The 23,201-nt window shown below is 45.4% G+C and carries 19 protein-coding genes; 18 read left to right on the forward strand and 1 reads right to left on the reverse strand.

Annotated elements, in window-relative coordinates:
* The first annotated feature begins 565 nt into the window (after positions 1-565).
* From mraZ to OCV57_RS08950, 17 genes are all read left to right on the forward strand, one after another.
* The gene (gene mraZ / locus OCV57_RS08870) at positions 566-994 is read left to right on the forward strand and encodes a division/cell wall cluster transcriptional repressor MraZ (protein WP_038672904.1); all 429 of its coding nucleotides are present in this window, start codon (positions 566-568) and stop codon (positions 992-994) included.
* Positions 994-1,929 (forward strand): 16S rRNA (cytosine(1402)-N(4))-methyltransferase RsmH, encoded by a 936-nt coding sequence (rsmH, locus tag OCV57_RS08875; protein WP_022288348.1) that lies wholly within the window; start codon positions 994-996, stop codon positions 1,927-1,929. The genes mraZ and rsmH overlap by 1 nt, the downstream gene beginning before the upstream one ends.
* A 73-nt stretch (positions 1,930-2,002) precedes the next feature.
* The gene (locus tag OCV57_RS08880) at positions 2,003-2,479 is read left to right on the forward strand and encodes a septum formation initiator family protein (RefSeq protein ID WP_038670523.1); all 477 of its coding nucleotides are present in this window, start codon (positions 2,003-2,005) and stop codon (positions 2,477-2,479) included.
* 155 nt (positions 2,480-2,634) lie between these two features.
* Positions 2,635-4,968 (forward strand): penicillin-binding transpeptidase domain-containing protein, encoded by a 2,334-nt coding sequence (locus tag OCV57_RS08885; protein ID WP_117863104.1) that lies wholly within the window; start codon positions 2,635-2,637, stop codon positions 4,966-4,968.
* A gap of 25 nt (positions 4,969-4,993) precedes the next feature.
* Positions 4,994-6,442, forward strand: a complete 1,449-nt coding sequence (locus OCV57_RS08890; protein ID WP_117859042.1) for a UDP-N-acetylmuramoyl-L-alanyl-D-glutamate--2,6-diaminopimelate ligase — start codon at positions 4,994-4,996, stop codon at positions 6,440-6,442.
* Between the two features lie 165 nt (positions 6,443-6,607).
* The gene (locus OCV57_RS08895) at positions 6,608-7,969 is read left to right on the forward strand and encodes a UDP-N-acetylmuramoyl-tripeptide--D-alanyl-D-alanine ligase (protein WP_215649860.1); all 1,362 of its coding nucleotides are present in this window, start codon (positions 6,608-6,610) and stop codon (positions 7,967-7,969) included.
* Between the two features lie 17 nt (positions 7,970-7,986).
* Positions 7,987-9,009: an MraY family glycosyltransferase gene (locus tag OCV57_RS08900; protein WP_267301226.1), complete on the forward strand. Its 1,023-nt coding sequence runs from the start codon at positions 7,987-7,989 to the stop codon at positions 9,007-9,009.
* Between the two features lie 24 nt (positions 9,010-9,033).
* A complete protein-coding gene (locus OCV57_RS08905) occupies positions 9,034-10,260 on the forward strand; it encodes an FtsW/RodA/SpoVE family cell cycle protein (protein ID WP_117892250.1) in 1,227 nt (408 codons plus the stop codon).
* 15 nt (positions 10,261-10,275) lie between these two features.
* Positions 10,276-11,403 (forward strand): undecaprenyldiphospho-muramoylpentapeptide beta-N-acetylglucosaminyltransferase, encoded by a 1,128-nt coding sequence (gene murG, locus OCV57_RS08910; protein WP_267301227.1) that lies wholly within the window; start codon positions 10,276-10,278, stop codon positions 11,401-11,403.
* 28 nt (positions 11,404-11,431) lie between these two features.
* Positions 11,432-12,340, forward strand: coding sequence for a hypothetical protein (locus tag OCV57_RS08915; RefSeq protein ID WP_267301228.1), 909 nt, complete (start codon positions 11,432-11,434; stop codon positions 12,338-12,340).
* Between the two features lie 61 nt (positions 12,341-12,401).
* On the forward strand, positions 12,402-13,661 hold the full coding sequence (gene murA, locus OCV57_RS08920; protein WP_022288357.1) for a UDP-N-acetylglucosamine 1-carboxyvinyltransferase: 1,260 nt from the start codon (positions 12,402-12,404) through the stop codon (positions 13,659-13,661).
* A gap of 18 nt (positions 13,662-13,679) precedes the next feature.
* On the forward strand, positions 13,680-14,783 hold the full coding sequence (locus OCV57_RS08925) for a cell division protein FtsQ/DivIB (RefSeq protein WP_267301229.1): 1,104 nt from the start codon (positions 13,680-13,682) through the stop codon (positions 14,781-14,783).
* A gap of 255 nt (positions 14,784-15,038) precedes the next feature.
* Entirely contained in the window at positions 15,039-16,169 is a 1,131-nt protein-coding gene (gene ftsZ, locus OCV57_RS08930; protein WP_022288359.1) for a cell division protein FtsZ, read from the forward strand.
* A 319-nt stretch (positions 16,170-16,488) separates the two neighbouring features.
* A complete protein-coding gene (locus OCV57_RS08935) occupies positions 16,489-17,478 on the forward strand; it encodes a hypothetical protein (protein WP_022288360.1) in 990 nt (329 codons plus the stop codon).
* A 9-nt stretch (positions 17,479-17,487) separates the two neighbouring features.
* On the forward strand, positions 17,488-18,045 hold the full coding sequence (locus tag OCV57_RS08940; protein WP_022288361.1) for a FumA C-terminus/TtdB family hydratase beta subunit: 558 nt from the start codon (positions 17,488-17,490) through the stop codon (positions 18,043-18,045).
* 236 nt (positions 18,046-18,281) lie between these two features.
* A complete protein-coding gene (locus OCV57_RS08945) occupies positions 18,282-18,842 on the forward strand; it encodes a sigma-70 family RNA polymerase sigma factor (protein ID WP_195551869.1) in 561 nt (186 codons plus the stop codon).
* Between the two features lie 96 nt (positions 18,843-18,938).
* Entirely contained in the window at positions 18,939-19,217 is a 279-nt protein-coding gene (locus tag OCV57_RS08950; RefSeq protein ID WP_022288363.1) for a zinc-ribbon domain containing protein, read from the forward strand.
* A gap of 50 nt (positions 19,218-19,267) precedes the next feature.
* On the opposite strand, the gene OCV57_RS08955 is transcribed toward OCV57_RS08950, so the two are convergent.
* Positions 19,268-20,077: an AraC family transcriptional regulator gene (locus OCV57_RS08955; protein ID WP_195551880.1), complete on the reverse strand. Its 810-nt coding sequence runs from the start codon at positions 20,075-20,077 to the stop codon at positions 19,268-19,270.
* A 115-nt stretch (positions 20,078-20,192) separates the two neighbouring features.
* Between OCV57_RS08955 and OCV57_RS08960 the strand changes: the two genes are divergently transcribed.
* Positions 20,193-23,195 (forward strand): glycoside hydrolase family 2 TIM barrel-domain containing protein, encoded by a 3,003-nt coding sequence (locus OCV57_RS08960; protein ID WP_267301231.1) that lies wholly within the window; start codon positions 20,193-20,195, stop codon positions 23,193-23,195.
* Positions 23,196-23,201: the final 6 nt, after the last annotated feature.

The following is a 23,201-nucleotide window of genomic DNA, read 5'->3' on the forward strand; positions in this document are numbered from 1 at the left end:
TGAAAATTTACAAAATCGGATAGTGTAATAATTAAATTAGAAAACAAATTTCCTTGTTACCGAATTTTAACCTTTTTGCGACACTATATTCTACCGTTCATCACCCTTCTTGCTTTTTCTGTCACAGCGTCAGAAATAATTGTGCTTTTTTTCGCAAAACCTATTGACGTATACTATATGTTGTGTTACAATATCTTTATAAGGTCAATACGATGTGAATGTGTGTGAGTTTCGCGGAAATATCTGCTATCTTTATACAGGCGCAAATGTTTAAAGTACCACAAGATATTGTATGACGTAAAATTAATTAAAAGTTTACAAATTACAAGATGGTGACAAATTAAAAGGCGAAAGTTACAAAATCCCCCTAAAATCTCTCTTAAATTGACCAAGTGTCCAAGAAAAATCCCTTGCAAAAATTCACTTTGGGAAATATTACTGTTGCAATTTTCTATAATATAGTGTATAATTATTGTACGGTGGTTAAAAGTGCAAAAAAGTGGTGATGAGTGCTTCAAAAGTGGCATTTCATTGCTTAACTCGGTCAAGGGAGGTGAACGGCTTGCTGGCGTGCTTGCTTAAAGGAACTTACAATCAGACTATGGACGCTAAGGGAAGAATGACTTTTCCTACTAAGCTCAGAGAGCTTATCGGCGAGCGGTTCATTGTAACTAAAGGTATAGACGGCTGTCTGTTCGTTTATTCCCTTGAGGATTTCGAGAAAAGAGCCGAAAAGATCAGAAGTCTGCCTATGGCTAAGGCGAGAGCTTTACAGCGAAGTTTTATGGCGTGGGCATGCGAGGTCGAGCCTGACAAGCAGGGCAGGATACTTGTTCCGCAGTCACTGAGAGAGGTGGCAGGGCTTGAAAAAGAGATCGTTGTGGCCGGAGTATCTGACAGATGTGAGATATGGGATAAAAAGCGTTGGGACGATTTCAACAGCAGCATTGATGATAACGAGCTTATGGAAGCTCTGGAGGGGCTTGATTTTTAATGGAATTTAACCACATTCCCGTACTGCTTGATGAGTGCTTGGAGGGTCTGAACATTCGACCTGACGGCATTTACTGCGACGGCACTGCCGGAGGAGCAGGACATTCGAGAGAGATCGCTAAAAGGCTTGACGGCGAAAAGGGCGGCAGGCTTGTGGCTATAGACAGAGATCCCGAGGCGGTGAAAACTGCGACTGAGCGGTTGGCGGGCTATCCTGCGACTGTTGTGAGAGGGAATTACTCTGAGATAGACGAGATATTTGAAAGGCTCGGCATAAGCGGTGCTGACGGCATTCTTATGGATCTGGGTGTTTCTTCTTATCAGCTTGACAATGCGGAGAGAGGTTTTTCCTATCACAATGACGCGCCTCTTGACATGAGAATGTCAGGGGAGGGGCTTTCCGCCAAGGACGTTGTGAACGGATATGATTATCAGAGCCTTGCGAGGATAATTTTCGAGTACGGTGAAGAAAAGTTTTCAAGAAGCATTGCTTCTAAGATAGTAAAATACAGAGAACAAAAACCGATAGAGACAACTATGGAGCTTGCCGAGATAATAAAAAGCGCAGTTCCACAGAAGGCAAGGCGTGAGAAAAACCCTTGCAAAAAGACTTTTCAGGCTATCAGGATAGAGGTAAATAAGGAGCTTGAACATTTGAATATCGCTCTTGACAAGGCGTTCGATTGTCTTAACGTGGGCGGCAGGCTTTGCATAATCACTTTCCATTCGCTGGAGGACAGATTGGTAAAGCAGAGATTTCAGAGCTTCTGCAAGGGCTGTATATGTCCGCCTGATTTTCCCCAGTGCATATGCGGAAGAACGCCTAGGGGAAAGCTTGTGAACAGAAAGCCTATAGAGGCTGATGAAAAGGAGCTTGCGGAGAATAACAGAAGCCGCAGCGCTAAGCTCAGGGTGATCGAGAAGATCAAGGACTGAGTGAAATTTGTGTGAAATTGGGAATGTGTAAATAACGGGCTTGCCCGTGGATCGTGAGAGGTGTTTTACCGCAATGGCAAAGGTACATAACTTGGCATTTGATTACAGTGCCTATGACAACGCTCAGGAGGCGGAGGCTCAGAGAGCCATAAAATATAAGAAAAACCCTGCACTAAAGCAGAAAACCGTATCGGTAGTAGCTGTGATAGGCATTTGTCTGCTGGTGGCTGTTGTTCTTGGAACGATGATATACGGCAGAGTCGAAATATCAAGCCTATGTTCGGAGCAGACCAGACAGGAGGAACAGCTTGCTCAGCTTCAGGGAGAGAATGTAAGTTTACAGTCAGAGCTTGCTCAGAAGACCAATATGTCAAAGGTCGAGGAGTATGCTGAGAATGAGCTGGGACTTAAAAAGCTGGATAAATCTCAGATAGAGTATGTTACTGTGGAGTCAGACTCGGTGGCAAAGGTGGTAAAGGCCGAGGACGACAATGTGTTCGTTAAGATAAAACACTGGTTCAGCTCTGTTCTGGAATATATCGGGGCTTAGTGAATAAAATAATTATGGGGAAAGTTAGGGACAAGATATTTGTGCTTAGCTTTCTTGTTCTATTAATTTGTATGTGTGAAAATATGATATTTGCCGTATCATGCTAAATTATTGAAGATTTTGTATGTGCGGTGATGTCCTGAGAGGAGATATTTATGACCGACAGACCAAGTGCCAGAATGAAACAACGTCTGAATATTTGGCTGAGCCTGCCTGTGGCGGCGATACTTATATATACGGTTGCGACCATCTTTTCGGTGTCTATAAAGGACGGCAAGAAGTGGCAGTCCCTTGCAAACGCTCAGCAGCTTAAAAGCACGGCTGTTTCAGCGTCAAGAGGCACTATTTATGATTCAAACGGAACGGTGCTTTCTCAGAGCGCAACGGTCTATACTGTTTATGCAGACCCTCTTATGCTCAAAGAAAAGCTTGATGACAACGACAAGAAGATAGAGGAACTTAAAGGATATATAGCCAAAGAGGACGACGCGTCAAAGAAGGCTACATATCAGCAAAGACTTGACGCAACGAAATCAGGGGACGAATGTCTTGACGAGCTTGTGGAGTTTTTGGCACTCAATCTTGAGATAGACACTAACACTGTGAGAGAAAAACTCACTAAGACGGATACTCAGTACATCGTGCTGAAAAAAGAGGTGGAAAAGACCGTTTCCACGGCTATCGAGGATAAGCTCACGGAGCTTGGCATTGACGGCGTAAGGTGCGACCCTACCACAAGACGACTTTATCCACAGAACACTCTTGCTTCTGTTGTTCTTGGTCACACGGACTATGAGGGCAACGGCATATATGGTCTTGAAGCTTACTATGACGATTATCTCAGTGGCATTGACGGCAGGATAATCACGGCAAAGGCAAGCGACGGAACTGAGATACCATACAGATACAAGCAGAGCTATGACGCTCAGGACGGCGACGATCTTAATCTGAATATCGACGCCAACATTCAGTATATCCTTGAAAAAGAGCTTGCAAAGGCAGTTGAGGAAAATCAGCCTACTGACAGAGCCTGCGGTATCATAATGAATCCTAAGACAGGTCAGATATACGCAATGGCGACTTCTGATCCTTATGACCCTAACGAGCCTGCGGCTATCTCCGATGAAAAGACGGCGGCGGAGCTTGCGGGGCTTGATGAAGATTCAAACGATTACAAGCAGAAACAGCTTGACGCATGGTCGCTTCAGTGGAAGAACAAGGCGGTTTCAGAAACATACAATCCGGGTTCTGTATTCAAGGTCATAACAGGTGCTTCGGCTTTGGAAGAAAAGGCTATCACTCTTAATGATACTTTTGGCTGCGGCACTCAGATACAGGTGGAGGACACGACTTTCCACTGCTGGTCAACTACCGACCACGGTTCGCAGGATCTTGCCCAGGCAATGCTAAACTCATGTAACCCTGTATTCATTCAGATAGGCATGAAGCTTGGCTCTGAAAAGTTCTGTCAGTATTACAATGCGTTCGGTTTCAACGAGCTGACAGGTATCGACCTGCCTGCGGAATCAAATTCTATCAGTATGCCGCTTAGCAACATGGGCCCTGTTCAGCTTGCTTCATCTTCATTCGGTCAGACAAATAAGGTAACGCCGATACAGATGATAACAGCTTACTCGGCGGCTATAAACGGCGGTTATCTTGTTACACCGCAGGTAGTGAACAGTATAACTGATGAGAACGGCAACATTGTAAAGAAAATGGACACTGTTGTAAGACGTCAGGTCATTTCTGAGGACACCTCCGCTTCTATGAGAGAGATACTCGAGGGCGTTGTTGAAGGTCAGCCTGGCTCTAACTGCTATATAAAGGGATACAGGATAGGCGGTAAGTCGGGTACTTCACAGAAAATGGACGAGGACTCGACCGGTCAGACTTATGTTTCTTCATACTGTGCATTCGCTCCTGCTGACGATCCGGAGATAGTAATGCTCGTAATGGTAGACCACCCAACGGGCGAGAAATTCTACGGAAGCCAGGTGGCAGCACCTATATGCGTGAACGTGCTTTCAGACGTTCTGCCTTATGTGGGGATCTTCCCTGAGTATGACGAAAGCGAGCTTGCAGACTTGCAGGTATCAGTACCTAGCGTTCAGTATTATACTGTTGAGGAAGCCAAAAAGACACTTGAAGATCTTGGACTTGAGGTCAAGGTCAAGGGCGAGGGCGACACTGTTGTTAAGCAGACGCCTGTTGCCGCAAAGATAGAGCATGGCGGATCGGTTGTGCTTTACACAGAAGCAAACGCCAAGGAAGAAACTGTTACGGTGCCTGAACTTAAAGGACTTACAAAGGAGCAGGCAAGGGCTACGCTTGATATGTATGGTCTTAACTTGACGGCAGAAGGCTCAGGCTATGAGGAGGAGGGTGCAGTTGCACAGTCCGATCAGAGCGTGGGAGCAGGACAGAGCGTTCCAATGGGAACGGCTGTGTCGGTGACATTTGCAGTGACCTCGGTAGGCTCACAGTAAGAAACCATGATAAGGAATGATAATTATGAAACTATATGATATCATAAAGGACGTTGCGAAAACTTCTCTGCCTGATATGGAGATAAGCGACGTCACAAGCGACACAAGAAAGGCTGTCAAGGCAGGCTCGATGTTCGTGTGCATAAAAGGAAAGACCTTTGACGGACATGACGCTGCTAAGGACATGATAGAAAAGGGCTGTACAGTTGTAGTCTGCGAAAGAGATCTGGGGCTTGACTGTCAGATAATCGTGGAGAACACAAGAGAGGCTTTCCCTCTGCTGTGTGCGGCATTTTTCGGTCACCCTGAAAAGGAGCTTACTCTTATCGGTGTAACAGGCACTAACGGAAAAACGACTATCACAACTGTTATAAAGAAGGTGCTTTCTTCATTCGGCTGTAAGGTTGGTCTTATCGGCACTTGTCAGAACGAGATAGGCGACGACGTTTATCCTACTGCAAGAACGACTCCTGAGCCTTATGACCTTTATGAGCTTTTCAGAAAAATGGCTGATGAGAAGTGCGACTATGTTGTTATGGAAGCTTCCTCGCAGGGCTTGGAACAGAAAAGACTTTCAGGCTGTCATTATAAGGTAGGCGTTTTCACTAACCTGACGCAGGATCATCTTGACGTTCACGGTACGATGGAAAATTATTATCAGGCTAAGAAGATACTTTTCACTATATCTGACAACGCTATCATCAATATAGACGATGAATACGGCAGGAGATATCTCAAAGAGATAAGCTGTCCTGCGAAAACTTATTCATGCTGTACAAAGGCTGATTTCAGAGCAGAGGATATACTGCTTTCAGCAAGCGGTGTGAAGTATGTTTTCACTGACGGAAAGATAAAGCACAATGTTTCATTCAATATGCCCGGACTTTTCAACGTTTCAAACTCACTGGCTGTTATAGCCTGCTGTGAGACCCTTGGATTTGACGTTGACAAGACTATCAGAGCTTTGGGTACTATGCAGGGCGTAAGAGGAAGAGCGGAGATAGTTCCGACGGGCAGAGATTTCACTGTTATATGCGACTATGCTCACACTCCTGACGCACTTGTGAATGTGCTTTCGGCTATAAAGAACAGTGCAAGCGGAAAGGTAAAATGCCTTTTCGGCTGCGGCGGAAACAGAGACGCTTCAAAGAGAAGCCTTATGGCTGCGGCTGCGGCGGACAATGCTGATTTTCTTATCGTCACTTCCGACAACCCGAGAAATGAAGATCCGCAGGATATCATAAACGATGTTCTGGTAGGTCTGGAGGGCAAGACGACCCCTTACATAACTATCGTTGACAGACGTGAGGCTATCCACTGGGCTATACATCATGCGGAAAAGGACGATATAATCGTGCTTGCCGGCAAGGGTCATGAGGATTATCAGATACTTGCAGGTGGCGTGAAGATACATTTTGACGAGAGAGAAGTCGTTGCGGACGCTCTTAAAGAGCTTGAAGCTGAGGGCAGATAAGAGATAGAAAATAACATATTTGTTATGTGGTGGAGCAGCGCAATTTCTGCTTTGCAGAAATACGATGTCCAGTTTGCATCGTTTCGGCGATGAATGAAAATAGATATATATTTATAAGAAAAGGGAAAGGAGATACTGCCGAGAAATTGGCGGATAAGAATTAAAATGGAAAAATTAAGCTTACAGGAGATAATATCGGCGGTTCACGGAAGCTACGGCTATCCTGCTGACGTTGAAATTTCCGATATCTCCACCGATACGAGAACAATAAAGCCAGGCTCGCTTTTTATTGCACTAAAGGGTGAGAATTTTGATGGACACAACTTTGCCGCAAAGGCTATGGAGCTTGGTGCGGAGGCTGTTGTCACGGAAAGACCTGTGGAGGGTGCAAGATGTATGATCGTTGACTCCACTGCAAGGGCATTGCTCGACATTGCGGGATACTACAGGTCTAAATTCGATGTTAAGGTAGTTGGCGTAACAGGAAGCGTGGGAAAGACCACCACTAAGGATATGATAGCCCTTGTTGTGGCGCAGAAATACAAGACGCTGAAAACTCAGGGCAACCACAACAATGAGATAGGTATGCCGCAGACACTTTTCGGTCTTGACAGCAGCTATGAGGCGGCTGTTATCGAAATGGGTATGTCACATCAGGGCGAGATATCGAGAATGTCAATGTCATGTCAGCCTGACGTGGCTGTTATAACTAACATTGGCATTTCACATATTGAAAATCTCGGCACGCAGGAAAACATTCTCAAGGCGAAGCTTGAGATACTTGACGGTGCGGCTTATGACGCTCCGCTGATACTTTGCCGTGATGATAAATTGCTTGCAGGGGTGCAGTTACATTCTGACAGAAAGGTTTATTACTATTCTGTATCAAAGAAGGACTGCGATGTTTATGCAAGCGGTGTTAAGACTGTTGACAACAGCATAACATTTACTATAAACTATGAGGGCGGAAAGATAGCCGCCCAGATAAACTGCTTGGGCGAGCATAATGTAAAGAACGCTCTTGCGGCGTTCTGCGTGGGTCTTGCGCTGGATATACCGCCTGAGGATATCGTAAAGGGTATTGCTCAGTTCAAACCGGAGGGTTTAAGACAGAATGTTACCGTCATTGACGGAGTTACATATATAGTTGACTGCTACAATGCTGCGCCTGACTCAATGAAAGCGAGCCTTTCGGTGCTTTCACAGGCACAGGCGGAGGGCAAGCGCATTTGCGTGCTTGGAGATATGCTGGAGCTTGGCAAGAACTCAAAGACCTATCACAGAAATGTGGGAGAGTATGTTGCGGCTTCAAAGGCTGACCTGCTTTACTGCTTTGGCGAGGACTCAAAGTGCTATATAGAGGGTGCTGAGAAAAAGGGCTTTGCAAAGGAAAATTGCAGGCACTTTGAAAGCAGAGATGACCTTGCGGCCGCTTTGAAGGAGATAGTTTCAAAGGGCGACGCTGTGCTTTTCAAGGGAAGCAGAGGAATGAAGCTTGAAGAAGTGTTCAATGCACTGACAAAATGAGTTGGAGCGTGCAGGCGGTGATACTGGGGTGTGAAATGGTGCTGGGATATGTTCTCGGCAGAGTGTTCATACCATATTTCCGCAGGATAAAAACAGGCAAATTCGATTTTTATATAGGCGACAGGTTCGCAAAGGACGGCTCTGAGCCGAAATTCGGCGGAGTTGTCATAATGCTCTGCGTTATATTCGGCATTGTTACGGGAGTTATATTTTATGACTCGCAGGCGGTGCTGAGTTTTGAGAACGGAGAGTTTTCAAGGCGTGTGTTTATCGCTCTGGGCGGAGTTTTGATGCTCACGGCTATCGGGCTTTCGGAGGACTATGTTAAGGAGAAAAAGCTTGGCATAGGCATGAAGCCTCTTTACAAGATATGTATGGAGTATCTTATATGTCTTGGTGTATGCGTGGGACTTAGATACTGCGGAGGAGTGCAGACGGCTGTGCTTATGCCTTTTCACTTGGGCTATGTGCAGTTCGGCAGGCTTTTTTATCCGCTTTTTCCGCTGTTTATGACAGTGGGGATAAACATGGTGAAGATACACGATTGCGCAGGCGGTAAGACCGACACGGGTACTGACGGGCTGTGTGCTGTAACGGCTTTGATATTTTCGGCAGGGCTGTCAAGCGGTCTTGCGGCAGGGGCAGGCTCTGACGCCGCTCAGCTTTTTGCTGTTTGCACAATGGGTGCGGCAGGAGGTTTTCTCTTTTGGGGGTGCAGTCCTGCGAAGCTTTATTTGGGCGAGTCGGGTGCGCTGGCGCTTGGTGGTCTTATGACTATGGCGGTGCTGCTTTCGGGAGAATATTTCGTTTTCCTACTGGCAGGTGCGGCGGTGGTCGTTGACGGAGCTTGTGGGCTTTTGCAGTATATAGTTTTTAAGATAAGAAAAAAGCTGCTTATGAAAGGTTACACGCTTCATGAGCATTTGCAGAAAAAGGGTCATGGGGATCACTCCGTGATCGGGATATTCGCTGTGATGTCTGTGGCAGGGGCTGCGGCGGCGATAGCGTTTTTGATATATTCGGGAAAGTTTTTCATATAGAGATTTTGTTGGGAGGTTGTTTGTTTGGCTATAAGAGGTCCTAGACGTGAACGTGACGGAAGCATAGTGTATAATAGTCACGTTCCTCTTAAACAACCTGTGGCACAGGCAAAAAGAAAACATAGATTCAGATTTATACTTACGGAGATAGACAAGCCGTTTTTCATTCTTGTAATGGTGTTGCTTGTATTCGGACTTCTGATGATGTTTTCTGCAAGCTATGCGTGGGGTCTGAGTGAATATAACGATGGATATTATTATTTGGTGAGCCAGCTCAAGTCTGCCGGACTTGGTCTTCTTCTGATGTTTGCCACGAGCTATCTTGATTATCACTTCTTTCAGAACACAAAGATAGCATATATTGCGTTTATCGCCACCTATCTTCTTACGTTTTATACAGCTTTTTTCGGAATAGACGTTGCCGGTGCAAGGCGTTGGATACAAATAGGTCCGATCAGCTTTCAACCGTCGGAGCTTCTGAAGGTAACGTTCATTATTATTTTCGCATACATAATGTCGGTGAATTATCCTAAGTTCAAGGACTGGAAATTCTGCGTTATACCGTTTACTGTGATAATGGGTGCGGTGGCACTGGTGCTTGTTTTGCAAAGGCATATGTCGGCGGTAATGCTGGTGGGTATCATAGGCGTGTCTATGATGTTCATAAGCGGTATGCCGAAAAAAACCTTCTGGAAATTTATCGGTGTGTGTGCTGTTTTCGGGGTGCTGCTGCTGATATATAAAATGGCGTCAGGCTCAGGCTTTTCTTATATTTCAGATCGTATACAGAGCTGGAAAAATCCTGAATCTGACCCTAGCGGAAAGACCTTCCAGACCTATGAATCTCTATTGTCTATAGGCTCGGGCGGCTGGTTCGGTCTTGGATTTGGAGAGTCAAGGCAAAAATACTATCTGCCTGAGTCGCAAAACGACTTCGTTTTCGCTATTATCTGCGAGGAGCTTGGCTTTGTGGGTGCAATGGTAGTGGTACTGCTGTTTGTGCTTTTTATAATCGAGGGCTTCATGATCGCTTCAAGAAGCAAGGATCGTTTTGGTATGCTTCTTGCGGCTGGTATAACAATACAGATAGGCTCGCAGGCACTTTTCAACATTATGGTAGCCTGCAACGCTTTCCCTAACACGGGTATTTCACTGCCGTTTTTCAGCTACGGCGGTACTGCACTGATGATACAGCTTGCAGAAATGGGTATCATGCTCAACGTTTCACGTCAGTGCATCAAAAAAAAGTAAAGAGGTATTAGTTCTATGCTCAGAGTTTTACTTGCAGGCGGAGGTACGGCAGGTCATGTAAATCCTGCTCTTGCCATTGCGGAGATCATAAAAAAACATTATCCTGACGCTGAGATAAGCTTTGCGGGAAATCCTGAAAAGCTTGAGGCTAGGCTCGTGCCTGCGGCAGGATATAAGTTCTATCCTATAAAGATAGAGGGCTTTCAGAGAAAGCCTAACTGGGTAAATCTCAAAAGAAATATCCATGCGGCAGGGTGTCTTGCAAAGTCAGGAAGCACTGCAAAGAAGATAATAAAGGAAGCAAAGCCTGATCTTGTTATAGGAACCGGAGGATATGTTTCAGGACCTATAGTTAGAAAAGCCGCTAAAATGGGCATAAAGACGGCTATTCACGAGCAGAACGCTTTTCCGGGCGTGACAAACAAGATACTTGCAAAGTCTGCAGACGTTGTTATGCTCACTGTGAAAGAGGCAGAAAAGTATATGCCCGAAAATGCCAAGACGGTGGTGACAGGTCTGCCTGTAAGGGGAGCTTTCAACACCATGTCAAAGTCGGAGGCTAAAAAACAGCTTGGCTTTGATGAAAATGAAATATGTGTGCTTTCAACAGGCGGAAGTCTGGGTGCGAGAGTGCTTAATGAGAATATCGCAAAGCTTTTGAAATGGTATCAGGACAATGGTGTTAAGGTGTGTCATATACATTCCTACGGCACTTATCAGGGCTATAAGGACTATCCTGAAAAGCTCAGGGCTATGGGTATAGATATCAACAACAGCAGACGTATCATAAAGGATTATATCAATATGCCTGTGGCAATGGCTGCGGCTGACCTTGTTATATCAAGGTGCGGAGCAGCTTCGCTGGCGGAGCTTGAAGCAATGGGCAGAGCTTCTGTGCTTATCCCGTCGCCTATGGTGGCTGAAAATCATCAGTATTATAACGGCATGGTATTGCAAAACGCAGGAGCAGGCTTTGTTATCGAAGAAAAAGACTTGACGGAAAAGCTTTTCATTGATACTGTAAAGGGGCTTATAGAAGACCCTGAGAAGCTCAGACAGTGCTCGGAAAACGCTGCAAAGCTTCATGTTGCCGATACTGAGGACAGGATATTCAAGGCTTTAGAGCCACTTATTAAGGGATAAGGAACGTAAAATTTAAGGGGATAAAATAATGGATAAGAATTACAGACAGTATAACAAGAGGGCTTCAATGGACAGCATTGAAGTGCCTGATGTTGACAAGATAAAAAAGCTGTCAGATAAAAAGTTCAAGGGCAGCGGAGTGAACCGCACCGCCGACGAGATTTTTGACGGAGAAAAGTTTAACAAGGCAGGGGAGTTCGACCGTGCCACAAAGACTTACGATGACCCTACCAAGCACAAGGAAGAGGACGACAAAGAGGACGATTTCCTTGAGGACGCTGCGGCTATGCCTGCGCAGGCGGCGAAAGGTCTTAGCAAGGGAGTAAAGGTGGGAGATTCATATGTAAAGCGTAGCAAGATAATAAAGACAGTTGTGGCTGTTATTATCGTGCTTGTGCTTATGGTGTTCTTCTTCCCGCCGCTGTTTTTCAACGACGCAGACAAGAGCGTGGTTAGATATGATGACAACGTGTTCAAAACAATGGGTATGACGGATTTTAAAACATATGCGCTGTCAAATTATTCTGTATACAACGAAGAAGCTTTTGGTTCTGAGTTGAGTTCAAGCTACCGTTTTGCAGATATAGTGTTCAATATCAAAAACCCGTCTCCTTTTGAGATAAAGATACCGCAGTATGAGATCAGCCATGTTTCTTCTGAATATGACAACGCGGTATGCTATGCGACCAGCGTTACAACAAACAGCGACGGCGAGGTCATAGGCGACACTGTTCCTCCGTTTTCCAGCAAGGAGGTCACTGTAAGGATACTTGTGAATATTACTGATATGGACGATAGTACGTTTGACGATTGCGTTACTGGCATGATACTTTCAACTAAGGATATGAAAAAGAAGATAGGCAAGGACTCCTATCTGCCTTGTTTGCCTGCTTTTATGCCTGTTTCAAACGCTACAGAGATATATATCAACAAATAGCTTTAACCTATATGGGCGGTCCTGCATAAGATAAGTCAAAACCTTAAAAGGAGCGACGCTTATGCAACGGCTTATCATTCAGGGAGGAAGCAGGCTGAACGGAGAGATAACCGTTCAGGGAGCAAAAAACGCAGCTCTGCCGCTGCTGGCAGGGTGTGTTCTTATAAACGGAGAGATCAGGCTACATAACTGTCCTGCACTTTCGGACGTATTTGCGGCTTGTCGCATTCTGTCGGTGCTTGGGGCAAGGTGCAGCCGTGAGGACGGCTGTGTTACTGTGGACGCAAGGGGCGCTGTAAAGACCTTTGTGCCAGATGAGCTTATGAGAGAGATGCGTTCGTCTATCGTTTTTCTGGGAGCTGTTCTTGGAAGAACAGGTGAATGCAGGCTGTCATTCCCGGGAGGGTGTGAGCTTGGTCCGAGACCTATAGATATGCACCTGTGCGCACTTAGAAAAATGGGCGTCAGGATAAACGAGGAGTATGGCGTGCTTAGCTGCACCTGCCCGAGAGGGCTTAGAGGGGCTAGGATAGACCTTTCGTTCCCCTCTGTGGGAGCGACTGAGAACATCATGCTTGCGGCTGTTCTGGCAAAGGGCGACACGGTGATATACAATGCGGCAAGAGAGCCTGAGATATGCGATCTTGCGGAGTTTCTGAACTGCTGCGGTGCAAAGATAAGCGGCGCAGGGGGCGGAACGATAACCATAAGCGGTGTGGAAAAGCTACACGGCTGTGAATACTCTGTCATGCCCGACAGGATAGTTGCGGCGACTTTTATGAGCGCAGCGGCGGCAACAGGCGGTGAGATAGGTCTGCTTGGGGCAAGGGCAGGGGATATCCGTGCGGTCATACCTATATTTGAGCAAATGGGCTGTCAGGTATTTCTATATGAGGACAGGATATTTATAAAAGCGCCTAAACAGCTAAAAGCTGTGCGGACGGTGAGGACTATGCCTTACCCGGGATTCCCTACGGACGCTCAGGCGATAGTCACGGCGGCACTTGCTAAGGCAAAAGGCACCAGTGTGGTGGTGGAAAATATTTTTGAAAACCGCTACCGCCATGTTGACGAGCTTGTGAGAATGGGTGCGGATATAAAGACAGAGGGAAAAGTGGCTGTTATCGAGGGCGTGAAGGAGCTTTACGGAGCAAAAGTCCGTGCGCCTGACCTTAGAGGCGGTGCGGCGTTAGCTGTGGCGGCGCTTTCGGCAGAGGGAGAAACATCTCTCACTAATATAAAGCTTATGGACAGGGGCTATGACTGCATTGAAAATGCTTTTACGCTTCTGGGTGGAAACATAAAACGTGTAAATTACTAGCAGTTAGGAAAGAGAAAAATGAACGGAACTTACAAGGAAAACAGAATGAACTCACAGCGGCCTGCGGCACGTCGGCAGACAGTGAATATGCGCAATGTGTATGTTGCCAGCTTTTTTGCGGCTGCGGCGCTGCTGCTGGTGCTGAGTATGTTTTTGTTTTTTAATGTGTCGGAGATAAAAATAGAGGGCGTTACCCTTTACGAGCAGGATCAGATCCTTGGCGTGGGCGGCGTTTCAACGGGACAAAACCTTGTGAGGACGAATACGGATATAGTTGAAAAGCGTTTGAAAGATACTCTTGTGTATCTTGATGATGTCAAGGTCACAAAGAAATTTCCGTCAACACTTGTTATAACCTGCACAGAGGCCGAAAAGGCGGCTGATATCGAGTATAAAAATTCATACTATGTGCTGTCTGCTTCGGGAAAGATACTTGAAACGAAAAATCCTGCTCCGACAGGGGATATACCTGTTGTAAAGGGCTTTGAGCTTAAAAGCCTTAGTCAGGGCGACAAGCTTGCTTCTGAGGATTCATTTAAGGCGGATATCCTTAAAGAGCTTCTGAATGATCTTCATGACCTGAAATTTAAAAATATAGACTCTATTGACCTGACCACCCGTTCGGATATCAAGCTTATGTATGACGGCAGGCTTGAAATAAAGCTTGGAAGCTCGGTGGATATGGAATACAAGCTTACATATCTTAAGGCGGTAATTGACAAGAGCATTACTGACGATTACGAGGGTACGCTTATTTACAATGGTGCTGACAGCGGCATTTCGGCTATTCCGAAATCGCAGGACGAGTCGTCAAAACCTGACGACACAAGCTCTGCAAAGCCAGATGACAGCAGCAGTGCGGTATCGGCTGATACTAATATTGATGACGGCAACACATGGGTCAGTGATAACTCATGGTCAGGGGACGATAGCCAAGACTACAGCGACGATACCAACGCATGGGACGGCAATGATGATGCTGACAATGCAGGCACAGATCAGTGGACAAACGAGAACGGAAACACCGATTGGGGATATGATAACGGCGGTGATCAGGGCTATACCGACAATGGATATGCTGACAACGGCTATGTGGACGATCAGACGAACACAGATTGGTAGGGGTCAGGATAACTAATTGTATAGTATACACAAATGAAACTGAAAAATCAGTCGTTTTATTGATAATTAATAAAAAATTTATAATGGTTTCATTTAAGTTCTTTACTTTTTGACAAAAGTATGATAATATATTATTGTATCTATTTATGTGCATATTCGGCACATAGGCTTTTTTGCATTTTATTTTTGATTTGATAAATTGATATGTAAAAATACGGAGAAGTATGAAAATTCGCTTTTAGGAGGAGTTCTATTATGGGTTACGAGTATGTTGAAGAGCCAGTCGTAGGCGCAAAGATCAAGGTAATCGGTGTCGGTGGCGGCGGTGGAAACGCACTTAACTGTATCGCACAGGCCGGTATCGAGGGAAATGTTGAATATATCGCTGTTAATACTGATATTCAGGCACTGCATAAGTCAGCTGCACACACACAGATCCAGATAGGTGAGAAGCTTACTCACGGTCTGGGCGCAGGTGCAAAGCCTGAGATCGGCGAGGCTTCCGCTCAGGAAAGCAAGGACGAGATCGAGAACGCTATCAAGGACGCTGATATGGTATTCATTACAGCAGGTATGGGCGGTGGAACAGGTACTGGTGCTGCACCTGTAGTTGCTGAGATCGCACAGTCACTTGACAAGCTTACTATCGCAGTTGTTACAAAGCCTTTCAAATTTGAGGGCGCTAAGAAAATGGAGAGAGCAGAAAAGGGTATCGAGGCTCTTATCAAGCACGTTGACGCTCTTATCGTTATCCCTAACCAGAACCTTATCACAAACGAGATGCGCCTCACTATGAAGCAGTCTTATGCTATCGCTGATGAAGTTCTTAAGACAGACGTTATCGCTATCGCTGAGATCATTACAAGACATGATGAGATCAACGTTGACTTCGCTGACGTTACTACTATTCTTAAGGGTGCAGGCAGAGCGCATATTGCTATCGGCCACGGCGAGGGCAAGGATAAGGTACAGGATATCATCAATCAGGTAATTTCTTCTGATCTGCTTGAAACTTCTATAAAGGGTGCGAGAAGACTTATCGTAAACGTTACAATGAGCGAGGATCTCCTTATCAGTGATATGGACGAGCTTACTGCTGCTATTGCAGACGCTGCTGACGATAACGTTGAGATCATTTTTGGTAACGGTACAAATCCTGATACCAAGGACGCTATGGACGTTACTGTTATCGCTGCTGACTTTGTTGACAGAGATGACGTTCCTGAGGCTGCTGCACCAAAGGCTGCGACAACATATACTGCAAATTTTACTCAGAAGGCTGACGACGCAAAGGCTGACGCTGAAGCGATGCACAAGGCTGGCGTTAAGGCTGCTGATAATCCAAATTATTACGACGATATCTTCAATATCTTCAAGAACAAGTAATAATGCTTTCAAAGGCGGATCGGCGTTTACGCTGTCCGCCTTGTTTGAACCAAAGTCGGAAAACGTTTACATAATTAAAGATATTTTCGTATTCTCAGAAAATTATCATGATACTGAAAATTTTTCGCAAAAGCACTTGAAATCTTACGGAAAATTTGATATAATTATTCTGTGATAAATATGGTTTTAAGACATTTTGTATAAATTTCAGTTGCTATTTTGTATGGAATAATGAAATTTTTGAAAACGGCTTAAATCAGTTGAAAAATAACGTGGTTTATTGTATAATAGAGATAATCACTAATGTGGAGGGATTGAAATGGCTAGTAATGGTTATTTAAGAACGGTTAGAGTCGGCGGATTTGATAAGCAGGACGTTCTTGCTTATGTAGACGACCTTACTTCTAAAATTTATACTCTTGAGGCTCAGGTCAATGACCAGAACGAAACTATCGAACGTCTTGAGAAACAGGGCGGCGCTCAGAAGCAGGACTTCGAGGGCAAGAAGGAACTTGAGAAAAAGGTAGAAGAGGCTAAAAACAAGATAGCCGAGCTTATGGCTAATACTGATACAATGAAGGTTCGTATCGCTGACTATGAGCAGCAGGTAACTGAAAAGGATGCTGAGCTTGAAAAGCAGAAGCAGGAGATCGAGGATCTTAAAGAGAAGCTCGAAACTGCTGAGGCTAATGCCGGCACAGCCACTCCTGCATTCGATCTTGGAAGCGTGTTCATGGAAGCTCAGAACACAGCTAATAAGGTCGTTCAGGAAGCTAAGAAGGCAGCTAAGCAGATGGAAGATGAAGCTAAGCAGCTTCAGGATCAGGTTCTTGCTGACGCAAACGCACAGGCACAGAAGCTTGTTACAAATGCTCAGACAGAGGCTGATACTACACTTCAGACAGCTAAGTCAAGCGCTGCCGCAATGACAGCTGCCGCTAAGCAGGAAGCTGAAGCTGTTACAAGTGCAGCAAACAAGCAGGCTGCCGAGGTAACTTCTAAGGCTAACGCTGAAGCTGAGGCTGTTACATCTAAGGCTAACGCAGAAGCCGCTGACGTAACATCAAAGGCAAATGCTGAGGCTGCAAAGGTAGTAAGTGACGCTAAGAACGAAGCTAAGAATATCAGAGCACAGTCTGCTGATCTGAGAGAGTCTGTTAAGACACAATTCACAAGTCTGAGCGAAACTGTTCAGCAGCTCGTTACATCACTTAACGATCTGTATGGCAATAGTATCGGTGCTGTAAACACTGCAAGAGATCTTATTGACGATGGTCTTTCTCTTGTAAGCGATGATGACGCTGAATAATAGTTTGTCATGTCGGAAATAAGAAAGGTGCGTTCCGAGGAGCTTAAAGCGGTGAGCGGAGAGCTTAAATGCGGTGACAAGATATTGCTTTCGGGCGTTGTGTACACTGCAAGGGACGCTGCACATAAAAGATTCAATGCTTTGCTTGACGAGGGAAAGGAGCTTCCTATCCCTTTGAAAGACGCTGTTATCTACTATGCCGGACCTACTCCTGCTCCTGAGGGAAAGCCTATCGGTTCATGCGGACCGACCACTTCAGGAAGAATGGACAGGTTTGCACCGAGATTGCTTGATCTTGGATTGGGCGGAATGATCGGCAAGGGCGAGAGATCACAAGAGGTAAGGGACGCCGTGATAAGAAATGGTGCGGTCTATCTCTGTGCTATAGGCGGTGCGGGCGCACTTGCCTGCAACTGCATAAAGTCTTGTGAGGTAGTGGCTTTTGAGGAGCTGGGCTGTGAATCTGTGAAAAAACTTTACGTTGAGGATTTTCCTCTTGTTGTGGCTGACGATTGCCACGGAGGGGATATTTTCAGCGATGGCAGAGCAAAATACTGCCGTGTATAACATCAAAGTTGCGTAAATTGCGGTCAGCCGTGTATTTCGACACGGCTGACTTTTTGTTTGTTGAAAATCACAAGAATACATTCTTAAAACTGTGGTATGTTACAAATATTTTCACAGGGACGGCGGATTTCGTCAATTCTCTTGACTTTTATGGTCTAAAATGGTATTATAACATTACGCAGTGGCGTCAGAATGGGGCTTTGCGGTAATTTCTACGATTAGGTGGGCGGTATTTTTTGAGAGGCGATCGGCAGGATCAGCAGAAAAAGCTTTCAGATGAGCAGCTTGTGCTAAATGCACAGAGTGACAAAACGGCTATCGGTGAGCTTATTGCGAGATATATCTGTACGGTGGAGTTTCTGGCAAAAAAATATGGCACCGAGGTTCACGAGGATCTTGTCCAAGAGGGGCTTATGGGGCTTCTGGGTGCGGTTAGGACCTATCGTGAAGACAAAAATGCGAAGTTTTCAACTTACGCTACAAAATGTATAAAAAATAAGATCATTTCGTCTGTTCACAGAAATGCACTTCTTTCAGGCGGCGAGGAAGCTGACCTTGAGGCTATTCTTGGCGGTGGTGGCACTGTACCTGAGGAGGTCGTAGTGGAGCGTGAGGAGCTGAATGAGCTTTATGATAAGATCACTTCTGCTCTTTCGGAGCAGGAATGGCAGGTATTTCAATCGTTTTTGAGAGGAATGTCATACAATCAGATAGCATTAGGCTTGGGCACGTCGGAAAAGGCGGTAGACAATGCAATGCAGAGAGTCAGACGGAAATTGAGATCACTGTTGAGATAGGAATATGGCCGTATAGCTTAATAGCAGAGCGTTGTTTATTCAAAGGTGTCGGTGCAAATCCGACTAGGCACAATTTTATGTAATGAGGTAAGAACCATGTACGAAGACAAGACATTAGTATGTAAGGAGTGCGGAAACGAGTTCGTTTTCACAGCAGGAGAGCAGGAGTTCTATGCTGAGAAAGGTTTCGTAAATGAGCCACAGAGATGTAAAGCTTGCAGAGATGCAAGAAAGGCTGCTACAAAGTCTGAAAGACAGACTTATACAGCAACTTGTGCTTCTTGCGGCGGCGAGGCTGTTATTCCTTTCAAGCCAAGAGAGGACAGACCTGTTTACTGCAGCGAGTGTTTCGCTAAGATGAAGGAGCAGGGCTAATTTTTCTGCATAATTGAGCTGCCTTTGGGCGGCTCTTTTTTTGTTTGTTGTTATTTGATCTGGCGGAAAGCGGAGGGGGTCATGCCCTCGTATCTTTTGAAAAGCTTGCAGAAATAGCTTTCTGAGCAAAAGCCTGTTTCCTCGGCTACCTGCTCGATGCTTTTTTCTGTACCGGTAAGCAGGGCTTTGGCTTCTTGGATACGACGTTTTGCGATGTATTCCATTGGACGCATACTGAGCTTTTTGCGAAAAAGCAGACAAAGGTGCTGTTTAGTTACTCCTGACACACTGCAAAGCTCGTCCATTGTGATAGGGGAAAAATAGTTGTAGTTTATGTAGTCCAGTGCTTTCATAAGGGCGGAGGATACTGACGTGGCAGGGTCTTTGTAGGCGATAAGGCGGTAAAACTCCATAAGAAAATCATACAAATAGCCAGAGGCTTTGTAATTGCCGAAAATACTGTCGGTTCGCAGAGCATTGTGCATTTTGCGGAAAATATGCTCGAGCATTTTTGTGTCGCTGAGGTGAAAGGTTTTAAGCTCGGTAAGGCCGAACTGGGTAAGGATATCCTTGGCGGCATATCCGCAGGGGACTATCCAGTGGATATCCCATATATCCTCTTCCGGATAGTATTCGTGGGGCGTTTCAGCGGGAATGAATATGGCGGTATCATGTGGTATGGGAATGGCTTTATTCTCAAAGATAAGCGTGCCGCTGCCTTTGGTGCAGTAGAGGATCTGGTCATAGTGATAGCCCTCGGGTCTTATAATGTGATCCTGACAGTGATGATGACCCATATTTTGCAGATATAGTGGCAGGGACTTTTCGTTTCCCAGGATAGGATAATCGGCAAAGAACAAAAATATCAACTCCATATTCATATTGTTATAAATTAATAATATCATTCATTGACTTGCCTGTCAATAGCTGATAAAATAATTACAGTAATTTATAAACTTGTAAAGGAGAACAGCTATGGATATTTTAAAGCTTGCGGCGGTAAATTCGCCAAGATCAAAAATGATATATCATGAGGATACTCAGGCGCTGCACATTGGCACGCTTGACAAGCACTGCTATTTTGTGCCGTTTGCAAAGGGGCAGGATCCTTTTGAGGACCGTAAAAATTCTCAGCGAATGGAGCTTTTAAACGGCAACTGGGGTTTTCGCTATTATGACAGCATAATAGACCTAGAGGACGATTTTATTCACGAAAAGTTTGAGAACACTATCCCGGTGCCGTCAAACTGGCAGCTTTACGGCTATGACAAGCCGCAGTATACGAACGTGTGCTATCCAATACCATTTGACCCGCCTTTTGTGCCTGACGATATACCTGTGGGAGTTTATCAGCGTGAATATGATTATTCTCCTGACGGCATGGACAGGGTGCTTGTATTCGAGGGCGTGGATAGCTGTGTTTATTTGTATGTGAACGACAGCTTTGTGGGATATTCACAGGTTTCTCACGCTACGGCTGAGTTTGATATTACGCCGTATCTTGCTGAGGGCAGGAATATCATTACTGCCGCTGTGCTGAAATGGTGCGACGGAACTTATCTTGAAGATCAGGACAAGATAAGGCTTTCGGGAATTTTCAGAGATGTTTATGTGCTGTCAAGACCGAAAATGCGTCTTGAAAATTATATCGTGAAAACTATACTCGGTGAAAATGGCTCTGCAAGGCTGGAGTTTACGGTATTCGGCTGTGATGTTTTTGCAAAGCTTTGCGATGATGATGGTGTTACAATGGCTCAGTTTTCGGCTTATGACGGTGAGAGCGTTGAGATAAAGTTAGAGAACGTCAAGCTTTGGAGTGCTGAAACACCTTATCTTTACAGGCTTACTATCAATGCAGGCGACGAGGTTATCGGCGAGGAGGTTGGCTTTAGAGATGTAAAGGTGGATAAGGGCGTTGTTAAGATAAATGGCAGGGCGGTGAAGTTCAAGGGTGTAAATCGTCATGACAGCTATCCTGACACGGGATATTATGCCTCTTATGAGCAGATGAGAGCTGACCTTGTGCTTATGAAAAAGCACAACATAAACGCTGTGAGAACGTCACATTATCCTAACTCCCCTATGTTTTATCAGCTTTGCGACAGGCTGGGGCTTTATGTTATTGATGAAGCGGACTTGGAGTCACATGGCTGTGTGGAGGTCTATTATGACTACAAGTGGGACTATTCAGATTACAACGGCATTGCGATGCTTGCCTCTGACGAGAGGTTTGGCAATGCCATAAAAGATCGTGCGGAATGTCTTGTAAAGCGTGACATCAACCGCCCTTGCGTGGTGTTCTGGTCGCTGGGTAATGAGAGCGGATATGGCAAAAATATGCTTGATGAAGCTGAGCTTATAAAGAGGCTTGATGATACAAGGCTTGTGCATTATGAAAGCACACACTGCCTTGACGGAACTTCCGACAGCGTGCTTGACGTAGTTTCGGGTATGTACTGGGATCTAAACGGGCTGAAAGGCTATCTTGAAAAGCCTGAGGAAAACAGACCTCTTGTGCAGTGTGAATACTGCCACGCCATGGGAAATGGTCCGGGAGATCTGGAGGATTATCACAATGTGTTCTATTCCAATGAGCGTTTCTGCGGTGGCTTTGTGTGGGAGTGGTGCGACCATTCTGTACCGCTTGGTAAGACGGCTGAGGGCAAGATAAAATACGGCTACGGCGGAGATTTTGGGGAAAGACACAATGACAGCAATTTCTGCATGGACGGTCTTGTTTATCCTGACAGAACGCCCCACACCGGACTTTTAGAGGTAAAGCAGGTATACAGACCTGTGCGAGTAACAAAAGGGGAAAGCAAGGGAAGCTTTGTTTTTTCAAGCACGCTGGAGTTTGTGAACGCTGGGGATATTCTCGATTGCCGCTATGAGATAACGGACAAAAACGGTATTATACATATCGGCAGGGTGGATTTTGACATCGAGCCTATGGGAAACACTGTGGTGAATGTTCCCAATGATACAGCGGAGTATGAAAATGAAACATTCATAAGGTTTATTTTCACTGCAAAGGAGGACACTGACTATTGTGAAAATGGCTATGAGGTGTGCTTTGATCAGCTTAGGATAGCAGAGGGCAAGACTTATAAGGTCGCTGAGGTGAAAGAAAATGTTAAGGCTGTGGAAACGCCTCTTGATATCACTGTGACAGTGGGAGATGTTGTTTACCGCTTTGACAAGCGTAAGTCGGCTTTTGTTTCTGTGAAATTCGGCGGCAGAGAGCTTCTTGACAGACCTTTGCAGTATAACTTCTTCCGTGCGCCTACGGATAATGATGTCATGAAGTACAATTGGTACAAGGTGCATCTTAATGACTTTGATGTGAAAAGCTACGGCTGTGAGCTTTCAGCGAGCGAGAACAGAGCGGAGATAAGCGTCACACAGTCTTTTGGCTGGTCCATACAACAGCCGTTTTGCAGGCTGAAAGCTGTTTATGTTATTGACGGCAGTGGGCTTGACATAAAATGCGAAGCGGAGTTTTCAAATAAGATAGATATGCTTCCAAGGTTCGGTATAAGGCTTTTCATGCCAAAAGATTTTTCAAGGGCGGAATATTTCGGATATGGTCCTACAGAAAGCTACATTGACAAGCGTCAGGCTTGCTATATGGGCAGATTTGCGGCTGATATCGGGGATATGCACGAGGATTATATCAGGCCGCAGGAAAATTCATCGCACTATGGGTGCAGATATCTCACTGTGAGCGGTGTGGACACTGAGGTGAAGTTTACCGCTGACAAGGATTTTTCATTCAATGCGTCGCAGTTCACACAAGAGGAGCTTGCGGCAAAGGCACATAACTATGAGCTTGAAAGGTGCGAGAGCAATGTTATATGCGTTGACTATGCAATGGCAGGGGTCGGTTCTAACTCCTGCGGACCAAGGCTTGCGGAGAAATATCAGCTTGAAAAGCCTTTGGTAAAAGCACATTTTCATATTCAGATAAGTAAAACATAAAGGAGT

The sequence above is a fragment of the Hominimerdicola aceti genome (assembly GCF_025567495.1).
Lineage (GTDB): Bacteria > Bacillota > Clostridia > Oscillospirales > Ruminococcaceae > Hominimerdicola > Hominimerdicola aceti.